We start from the raw sequence: 9,635 nt of genomic DNA on the forward strand, positions 1-9,635 counted from the left end.
ATATATATACTTTGATTTTGTTCGTGTTTTTAGTTTTTATTGTTCGTGTATTAGTATGGATGATAGTATCGCATCATTACCATCGGGATAACTCCCGAAAAAAATCTTGTTTTAAGCATAAAAAAAGAGCTAGCGTTACCTAACTCTCAATCTTTATGTTATTTAACTGTAACTAATGAAAATTCTTCCTCCAATAATTCCCCTAAATACGTTGCAAGGTGTTCATGGGCAAATACATTTACTGCTTCTTCTGCTGAAGAATTATAGTTTGTGTTTGTATTCACATCGTAGACAAAAATGTCTCCTTCAATATTTTGTACCCATTCAATGGCAGCAACATTAATATTACTTTTCCTTAAAAAGAATTCATATGCTTTTTGACGTTCCTCCGGTAATGGATCAATGATTTTAAATTTTGACGATGTTTCTAATACTTCGCTTTGTTCTCCAATAACACACTCGTCAGCTGGACATAGTTTGAAACCATCAGAAGAATCAATTGAAACGGTATATAAAAATTTCTGGTTAATAAATTCTGATCGATGGATACGTCCGTCTGTTGATTGAATATATTGTTGTAACAAAGTAATTCCATCTACCGAAGGCTCAAATAATGGTCCATCAACATATGCTTTTAATTCTTCTTTATTGTTAAACAATTGAACCCCTAAGCCTTTTCCTGCTCGATTATGTTTCGTGATTAAAGGATATATGTTTAACTGATCTGCTGCATCAACAAGGTTTTCTCTTCCAAGCACCGCGACTGTTTTTGGTGTTTTAATGCCTGCTTTTTCTAAAGAAAGGTATTGTTTCACTTTACTAATTTCTAACTCAATAGCATCAGACCCATTCACAACTGTACGTCCGTGAAATTCTAACCATTTAATCACTTGATCTGTATATTCTGGTGAGTAACGGTGTCCCCGTGTATGTGAAGAAGCTGACATCCGATTGTAGAAAATCCCTTTAGGGGGTTCTTCAGACAAGTTTAAGACGCCTGAAGTTAAGTTCCAGTCTTCATAAGGAATTTGTTTCTCATTTAACCATTTTACTAAATGTTCTGTCCATTCCCAATTCTCATGGATAATATAGACTTTTGATTCACTCATTGTAATCCTCCTATAAGTTCTTTCGTAACAGCCAACTCTTTCAATCCATTAATAAATAATTGCCCTTTTGTATGAATGGATGGTAAATATAAATACTCAGTTTCTTGATGGGCATCTCCTCCAGATGGTCCTAGACCGTCAATAGTTGGTACACCCATACTTCCCGTAAAGTTTCCATCTGACCCGCCTCCACTATAAAGTAGCGGTAAAGTAAGCCCCATTTTTTTACCCGATTGGATAAATGTTTGTTCTAAGCGCCCGTTATTCTGTGGTGCAACCCAAGCTGGACGGGTAATCTTACCTCGCAGATTTAAGGTGATGCCTTCAAGAACAGGATGAAGACAAATTTTCCTGATTTCTTGCTCTGCAAAAACTCCCAATTCATTAGCCTCAAACCTTAAGTCAATAGCGGCTACTGACGTAGGTGCGATTGTATTGATTGATGTGCCTCCGCTAATTAATCCAACATTAACGTTTATTCCAGGATTATCTGACAATTTATGCAAATGTAGTATCTTATGTGCCGCCTCTTCAATTGCACTGCAGCCTTTCTCTGGTTCTGCACCTGCATGTGCTGATTTTCCGTGAATATCGAGGAAAAACTTACCTCCGCCTTTACGACTATTAATGATTCCAGGAACAGAGGATGGCTCAATAACTAACACCGATGTTGCTTGTGATGCAAATGTTTCTATTAAACTTCGTGAATCAATGGAGCCGATTTCCTCGTCTGTATTCAATATAATTACAATCCGTTCGACAACAGGATGTCCTTCTTGAATCAAGGCTCGCATTGCGTATAACAACATTACTAAACTGCCCTTCATGTCAAATACACCAGGCCCATAGGCGTATTCACCTTTAATTTTAAATGGCCGCATTTTAACTGTACCCTCTGGGAAAACAGTGTCCATATGTCCAGATAATAAAATATCTGGTTTCTTTGCATTAGGGTGTTGGATTTGTAAAATATCACCACGATCTTCTAATGGATGCACAGTGACACTCATTCCAATATTTTCGAATTCTTGTTTTAAGACATTTCCTACCGCATCCACCCCTTGTTTATAATAAGAACCACTATCTATATTAACAAGTTCTTCCAGCAATTCTTCAATTTCGCCTTGTTTCTCTTTATAAATATTTGTCATTTAAACGCCCTTTCATCTAGCTTATCTTCTGTTTTTCCTGACACCAAATGATTCTCCGACAAGCGATACAAGTCATGAACTCTTCCGTTTTGATTATACATATTATTTTTGCTTTGTTGGTACTCAGCAAATACCGACGCTCGTTTATCTAATTCGTCATTAGATAAACTTCCTGGAACAGCCGCTAGTAACTGCTTAGTATATATGTGAGTTGAGTTGTTGTATACAGCTTCTCGACTACCCATCTCCACAAATCGTCCTTTGTGCATAATCGCTAGCTGATCACACATATGTTGCACAACACTCAAGTCATGAGATATAAAGAGATAGCTAACTTTATACTCAACCTGAATTAATTTCATATAATTTAAAACTTCCGCTTGAACTGATAAATCTAACGCCGATACAGGTTCGTCAGCGATAATCAACTTTGGGTTCGTCGCTACGGCGCGCGCGACCCCGATTCGTTGTAGTTGTCCTCCAGAGAATTCATCTGGAAATTTTTCAAGATCACTTTCAGATAGTTTCATAATTTCCAGTAATTCAATCGCTCGTTTACGTTGGTCCTGAAGTGTTAAGGAAGTTAGATTTTTCAGTGGTTCTGTAATAATATCAAGTATTTTCTTTTTTGGATTAAAACTGCTATACGAATTTTGAAAAATCATTTGAACATTCCGTTTAAAATGTTGACTTCTTTTTTGATTGTCATATCCGTATTTCTCACCGTCTAAAGTAATGGATCCCTTATTAAACTTTTCTAAGCCTAGAATACTACGGCCAATCGATGACTTTCCTGATCCAGATTCACCTACTAAACCAAACGTTTCCCCTTCAGACATCTCAAACGAAACTCGATCAACTGCATCTAAATAAATATTTGGGCGTAAAAACCGTTTGCGGATAGGATAACTAACGACTAAGTCGGAGACCTCTAACAAGCTCATATAGCCACCTCCGGTTGGAAGTTAAATGCCTTCCAACATGTACAACGAACAAGGTGTCCATCAGATACTTCATGTAACTTTGGATAGGTTTCATGTGAATTTGATTTTGCCCATGGTATACGTGGGGCAAATCGGCAACCACTTTCTGGCATCTCGGTAAGTGACGGTACTTTTCCTTTAATTGTATAAAGGAGTTCATCTCTTTTTTGATTTTTAGGAATACGTGATTTTAATAATGATTGTGTGTACGGATGAAGAGGGTTATTAATGATTTCACTAGTTTTACCACTTTCAACAATCTCCCCCGCGTACATTACGATGACTCGCGTTGCTATTTCAGCAACGACACCAAAATCATGTGTGACTAATAATATTCCGGTATTTAATTCACTTTGGATACTTTTTAATAATGACAAAATTTGATATTGAATTGTTACATCTAAAGCAGTTGTAGGTTCATCTCCGATAAGCAATTTAGGTCGACAACTGATCGTTAATGCAATCATAACCCGTTGTTGTAAGCCACCCGAAAGTTCATGCGGATAGCTATTCAAGACTCTATCAGAATCAGGAACTCCGGCTAATTTTAATGATTCGGCCGCTACTTTTTTGGCTGTTTTTTTATTCATTTTGAAATGTTTTTTCAACGTCTCAATAAATTGATTTTCAATTTTAAAGACTGGATCCAGTGAGTTCATTGAGTCTTGAAAGATGATTCCAATTTCTTTACCTCTTAATTTTAGCAAAGATGAGTGTGTGTCACTGAGTACAGATTCCCCTTCAAGTTGTATACCTCCCGAAACTTCGGTTGCTTTCGAATCATGCAATCCTAGTAACGCTTCTGCAGTGACACTTTTTCCACTTCCAGATTCGCCTACTATCGCAACAATTTCACCGTGGTTAATGTGAAAAGAGACGTCCTTTACTGCATTCAAAAGTCGGTCCTCTTTCCAAAAAGAAACATTCAAATTAGTTACTTCGAGTAATTTTTTTGCTTCCATTCAAGATACCTCCTTTTTTCCTTTTTGGGATTGATTTATTTCTTTTACCTAATACACTTGTTAGACCATCCCCTAAAAAGTTTAGTCCCATCACTAACATCACAATGAATAAACCTGGAAAAATTGTCATCCACCATGCTTGGTATATAACAACCTTCCCATCAAATAATATATTCCCTAGACTCGGCATGGGAGCAGGTATTCCAGCTCCCAAGAAACTCAATGCTGATTCTGTAATTATTGCTTGCGCAAAGATATAAGTTACTTGGATGAGTAAGGTCGGTAAAATATTCGGTAACATATGCACTAGTAAAATTCGAATAGAGTTTGCTCCTTGAGAATCCAATGCTTGAATATAGTCTTTTCCTTTTATACTTAGTGCTGCTGAACGTATCACACGACTCACTGCTGGTATATACACTATGCCTAGGGCAATAATCAAGTTCTCAACATTCGCTCCCCGAATCGACACAATCGCAATGGCTAGTAGAATAGCTGGAAATGCATAAATCCCGTCAACAATTCGCATTAAAACATTGTCCCAAATTGGGTAATATGCGCTTACCAAACCAATAATTAATGCTGGTATTGTAGAAACAATAGCGACTGTCATTCCTATTACGAAGGAATTTCTAACACCATATATTGACCGACTAAATACATCACGACCAAATTCATCTGTTCCAAACCAATAGTCAGCACTTGGTGCTTGCAGTCTATTGATTGGATTAATTTCATAAGGATCAATCCTTGCAATTTGAGGTGCGAAAAGAACAACCACTACCATCAGTGCAAACAGGATTATACCCGTGACGAGCATTTTACTATTTAAAAAACGTTTAGGGATCCTCAATATAGATAGTTGGGAACTTATTTTTTTATTTTTAGTTATGATACTTTCATGTATGTGTTCCATTTTCTACTAACCCTCGCCTTCTAAACGAATTCTTGGATCCAAAATACCATAAAGTATATCTATTCCTAGGTTTAATAATAAATATAAAAGCGTTATAAGTAAGATGACTCCTTGTATAACAACATAATCACGCCGTTCAATTGAATTGATGATTAATTGACCTATCCCTGGGATATTAAACACCGTCTCAACAACTGCCGCTCCGGTTATTAGTCCTCCAAAGGAATCACCAATAACTGTCATTATGGGTAAAAATGAATTTTTTAGAGCATGTTTAAACACAATTTTTCTTGTCGAAATTCCACGTGCCGCTGTTGCTTTAATATAGGGGGTTTCTAAAGTATCAATCATTGTTGTTCGTGTAATACGCGTTATAATACTTGCTTGCACGAGCCCCAATGCAAATGCAGGCAACGTCAAATAGCGTATAAATGATACAAAGCCTTCTTCTATACTCCGATAACCCGACGTAGGAAATAGTCTGAAATATATCGCAAATACCAATACTAAGATTAATGCCCAAAGAAAACTCGGGACAGAGATGCCTAAAATTGTAAAACCATTAACACCGTAGTCAAACCAAGTCCCACGATATTTCGCTGCCAAAGATCCAAGTATTAAAGCTAACCCAATCGCAATAACTTCAGCATATATTGCCAATGCGAGCGTTGGACCAAAATTTCTCCAAAACATTTCTGTGACTGGCTGTTTAAAGAACATCGATGTTCCTAAATCACCTTTCAAAAGATTTCCAAGCCAATTCAAAAATTGGATGTGTATAGGAGAATTCAAGCCTAGCTCTGTTCGCACTTGTTCAATTGTTGCCATATCTGCTTCGTCTCCTAACAGCACAGAAACAGGGTCACCGGGCGTCAGTTGCACTAAAGAAAAGACAACAACGGCTACAACTAACAATACAGGCAATAATGATGTTAGGCGCTTGATGATATATCTTGTCATTTTATCCCCACTTTCAGATTAAGCTTATTCTGACTTGCTGACATTCCATAGAACAGGACCAATTAATTCAGAATATCCTTGAACATTCTCACCAATTGCTGATAAGTCAGTATAATTTCCTAATTTAACAATCGGTAAGTAGTCCCACACTGCTTGTTGCAATTCATCAATAATAGGTTTAGCTGAATCAAAATCACTTTCTTGTGTAATATCAACTAATAATTGATCTATTTCTGGGCTATTTGTCCAACCAGCGTATGCTGCAGTTGAATCTAAAAATGGATTTTGATGAATGGTTGGTCGAATAGCAAAAGTCATTGGGAATATATCAAAGTTAGCTGGATCTTTTCTCACTTCTTGCGTTGTTGGCCAATCAAAAATATCTAGTCGAACATTTACGCCAATGCTTTCTAATGTTTGTTGGGCAACAATTGCTAAATTATAATGATCAGGGTAATCACGAGTAGTTAGTATAACAACCTCTTCCCCGTTATAATCAGATTCCTCCACCAATTGTTTTGCCAATTCAACATCAGCTAAATTATATTGCTCGCTCCCGGCTTGACTATACCAATCCGTTTGGTCAGGTAACGCCAGTGCTGAATCTAGTGTGTAATATTCAGGGTTACTATAAGCTGTCAGCAATGCCTCTTCTACATTCAACGCCGTATTGAATGCTTCCCGTAATTTTATATCTGAAAAGGGACCTTCTGCTTTATTAAAAACATATGCAGCTGTTCCAGCGGGATTAAAGCTAGCTGTTACACCTTCCATATATTCAATTTGCTCAGCATTATCTAACGGAATATCAAATGCTATATCATATTCTCCAGTGGTAATTCCAGAGACTCTTGTTGAAACATCTGTTACGATATGGAATACAACTTCTTTAACTAACGCTTCTTTTTTTCCACCTAGACCTGTTGTTTCTTCTTCTCTGGATGCATAATCATCAAATCGATTCAAAACAATACGTTGATCAGGTGCCCATTCTGCTAACTGGAAAGGACCTGTTCCAATGTAATCTGTTAAGCCCGTCTCGTCAGAACTTGTTACACTTTCTTCTGGCACTATCGCTGGAAAGGGGGCTTGATCTGCAAGAACATAAGGGACAATCAATGATGGTTGAGTAATATGCAGTTCAACTGTCAAAGGGTCTACTTCAACAAACTCAGCATCTTTTAGATTTGCCTTACCTTGTGTTGATGTTTTAAGCCATTTATCCATCGAAGCAACAACATCGGAAGCTTCTAGTGTATCTCCATTGTGGAATTGGACATCGTCTCTTAAATAAAACGTATATACTAGTCCATCTTCACTTACTTCATACGACTTCGCTAATTGTGGTATAACTTCATAATTTTCATTTAATGTTAATAACGTTTCAAATATCTGACGACCCACATCTCGTGTCGCTTGATTTGTAGTTAAATGTGGATCAAGTGTCGTTAAATTAGATGAAAATGCGATATTAAGTGTCTCATTGGAATTCACACCTTGAGATTCTTGAGCTCGACTCGCTAATGGTGAACCCATTCCTAGAACACCCATTACACTAAATAATATACTTACACGTTTTAATAAACTTCCTTTTTTCTTCATCCGATACCCTCTTTATCTTTATTAGAATCTTCAAATAGATTCATTTTTATTATTGTTAAAAAACTAATTTATAATGACTAACGTTCAAAATATATTAGTATAATTTCCAATTAATTATTTCCAAAGATATCATTAATGATTTAAACCGTCAAAAAAGTTTAATCTTGATTTAATTTAAATAGCACTTTAAGACTTTAGAGAAAAACTTGATTTTATATCAATATTAACTAACATTATAATCTCATTCTGTTTTCAATTAACTATATCGAAACCGTTTAACTATAATATTTCGTTAATTTATTTGTTTTTAATTAAAATTTCAACTATTAATTTATTGATTGAAATTATAAAAACTGAATACTAGCGTTCGAAAATTAGTATGGCTAAACATAATATTTAATTAAATATAAATGAGTTTTTTACCTAGTTAATTTGATGTCAAAAAAATACTTTATGGTCTATTTAGTAGATTCTTATTTAATTTTGCTTAAACATAACTTTTCATTATAAAAAGAGCATGCTGAATGGAATTATATTTCATTCGACATGCCCTTTATTGACGGTACTAAATACCTACATGAAAGTAATAGTAGTTTTAAGAATTTCCTCTTGTTTTATCGATTATGTTTAATGCTTTAATTAGACTTACATTGAAGATGAAATCGATATCTATTTCTGATAACATTACTGTACCCTATACAATATAGTGTGTGAGATTATAACACTGAAAGCGGTGTTGTAAACATTGAATCTCCTTTTAAGAATTATGCTTTAGTTATATTTTTATATACTAAACCTTTTATATGTAGACTAACGGGGTGAATTTGGACTAATACAATTGCTTTGATCGAGATAATTATCTGCTTATTGGCCGATTTTTTATCCAAAGTTTACGGTTAGAGAAAGGAGAAATAAATAGTAATGATTAAACTTAAACGACGTACAGGCTGGGTTGGTATGGCAGTATCATTGAAGATAAGAGTGAATGGTGAAGTAGTAGATAAAATTGAACATCAACAAGAGCTTTCCCTTAATTTAGAACAATCGCCTTCTTCACTTCAAGTTACTCAAGCAGGTTCAAAAAGTAACACGATTGATGTAACAAATGGTGATACCCTTGTCATCCGCTCTACTTTTATAGATATATTATTTTTCAGTATCTTATTGATTTCTTTTATTACTAGTACTGTTTTCCACCAATATGACTTATTATGGTTAGTTTTAACACCTTGGTTGATTTACATTATTGTCCTTTTATTTGTCCCAGGGTCTCTTCATCGAATAGAGATAGGAGGTAGCGCTTATGACAATTAAAATTATTCGAGATACTGGCTGGATTGGTATGGGGTCAGCTTTAAACATCAAAATGAATGGTGCTTCAGTTGGGAAAGTTGCTCATAAAAGTATTTTAAATATTGATGTACCTAGCGGTAACGTTCAATTACAAGCTTCTCAATTTGGAGCTCGGAGCAATAAAATTCATGCTTCTGATGGGGATACTGTGAAGTTAACCGCAACAACTTGGAGTAAGTATAGCTTAGTTGGAATCATACTGTTTATGCTATTCTCAAATTCCATACCATCAACTCATTGGATCCGATTTATAGCTATTTTCGCCATGATTGGCTACGCAATTAGTCATTTAATTATCCCCGGTTTTCATTACCGGTTAAGTAAATAAATGTTATAGCCACCACCACTAAAGTTTGGTGGTTTTGTTTTATCGTAAACTACACTGACTTTAGAAGAAAGCGTTTCACTACGATGACCGAACCTTTTCACTGGAATAAATGATTCATTTCTCAACACCACTTCAATAAAAAAAGCACCTAGACTTATTGTCTGGTGCTTTTTATTTAAAACAAATTCTCAAAAAAAGACAAAAAAAAGTCTACCTCATGTTATAATGAAGGTGGAAAATTTTTAATTTTTGGGGACTCCTATGCTATTGC

9 protein-coding genes are annotated in these 9,635 nt (G+C 35.5%); 2 read left to right on the top strand and 7 right to left on the bottom strand.

The window, feature by feature from the left end:
• Nucleotides 1-158 precede the first annotated feature (158 nt).
• Genes ACFO5Y_RS09455 through ACFO5Y_RS09485 form a run of 7 tightly spaced genes read right to left on the bottom strand, consistent with a single transcriptional unit; the run spans nt 159 to nt 7,683 of the window.
• Nucleotides 159-1,109: an ATP-grasp domain-containing protein gene (locus ACFO5Y_RS09455; RefSeq protein WP_197104808.1), complete on the bottom strand. Its 951-nt coding sequence runs from the start codon at nt 1,107-1,109 to the stop codon at nt 159-161.
• Entirely contained in the window at nt 1,106-2,260 is a 1,155-nt protein-coding gene (locus ACFO5Y_RS09460) for a M20 family metallopeptidase (protein ID WP_197104807.1), read from the bottom strand. Before ACFO5Y_RS09460 ends, ACFO5Y_RS09455 begins: the two co-directional genes overlap by 4 nt.
• Nucleotides 2,257-3,204 (bottom strand): ATP-binding cassette domain-containing protein, encoded by a 948-nt coding sequence (locus ACFO5Y_RS09465; RefSeq protein WP_197104806.1) that lies wholly within the window; start codon nt 3,202-3,204, stop codon nt 2,257-2,259. The genes ACFO5Y_RS09460 and ACFO5Y_RS09465 overlap by 4 nt, the downstream gene beginning before the upstream one ends.
• Entirely contained in the window at nt 3,201-4,205 is a 1,005-nt protein-coding gene (locus ACFO5Y_RS09470) for an ABC transporter ATP-binding protein (protein ID WP_197104805.1), read from the bottom strand. Before ACFO5Y_RS09470 ends, ACFO5Y_RS09465 begins: the two co-directional genes overlap by 4 nt.
• On the bottom strand, nt 4,174-5,121 hold the full coding sequence (locus ACFO5Y_RS09475; protein WP_197104804.1) for an ABC transporter permease: 948 nt from the start codon (nt 5,119-5,121) through the stop codon (nt 4,174-4,176). Before ACFO5Y_RS09475 ends, ACFO5Y_RS09470 begins: the two co-directional genes overlap by 32 nt.
• Before the next feature lie 6 nt (nt 5,122-5,127).
• The gene (locus ACFO5Y_RS09480; protein ID WP_197104803.1) at nt 5,128-6,081 is read right to left on the bottom strand and encodes an ABC transporter permease; all 954 of its coding nucleotides are present in this window, start codon (nt 6,079-6,081) and stop codon (nt 5,128-5,130) included.
• A gap of 24 nt (nt 6,082-6,105) precedes the next feature.
• Complete coding sequence (locus ACFO5Y_RS09485; protein WP_197104802.1) at nt 6,106-7,683, bottom strand: ABC transporter substrate-binding protein; 1,578 nt, start codon at nt 7,681-7,683, stop codon at nt 6,106-6,108.
• Nucleotides 7,684-8,604: 921 nt separating this feature from the next.
• Between ACFO5Y_RS09485 and ACFO5Y_RS09490 the strand changes: the two genes are divergently transcribed.
• Together ACFO5Y_RS09490 and ACFO5Y_RS09495 are read left to right on the top strand one after the other, a co-directional pair.
• Nucleotides 8,605-8,997, top strand: coding sequence for a hypothetical protein (locus ACFO5Y_RS09490; RefSeq protein ID WP_197104801.1), 393 nt, complete (start codon nt 8,605-8,607; stop codon nt 8,995-8,997).
• Nucleotides 8,987-9,364, top strand: a complete 378-nt coding sequence (locus tag ACFO5Y_RS09495) for a hypothetical protein (RefSeq protein WP_197104800.1) — start codon at nt 8,987-8,989, stop codon at nt 9,362-9,364. Before ACFO5Y_RS09490 ends, ACFO5Y_RS09495 begins: the two co-directional genes overlap by 11 nt.
• The last annotated feature ends 271 nt before the right edge of the window (nt 9,365-9,635 follow it).

The sequence above is a fragment of the Ruoffia tabacinasalis genome (genome assembly GCF_042652985.1).
Classification (GTDB): Bacteria; Bacillota; Bacilli; order Lactobacillales; family Aerococcaceae; genus Ruoffia; species Ruoffia tabacinasalis.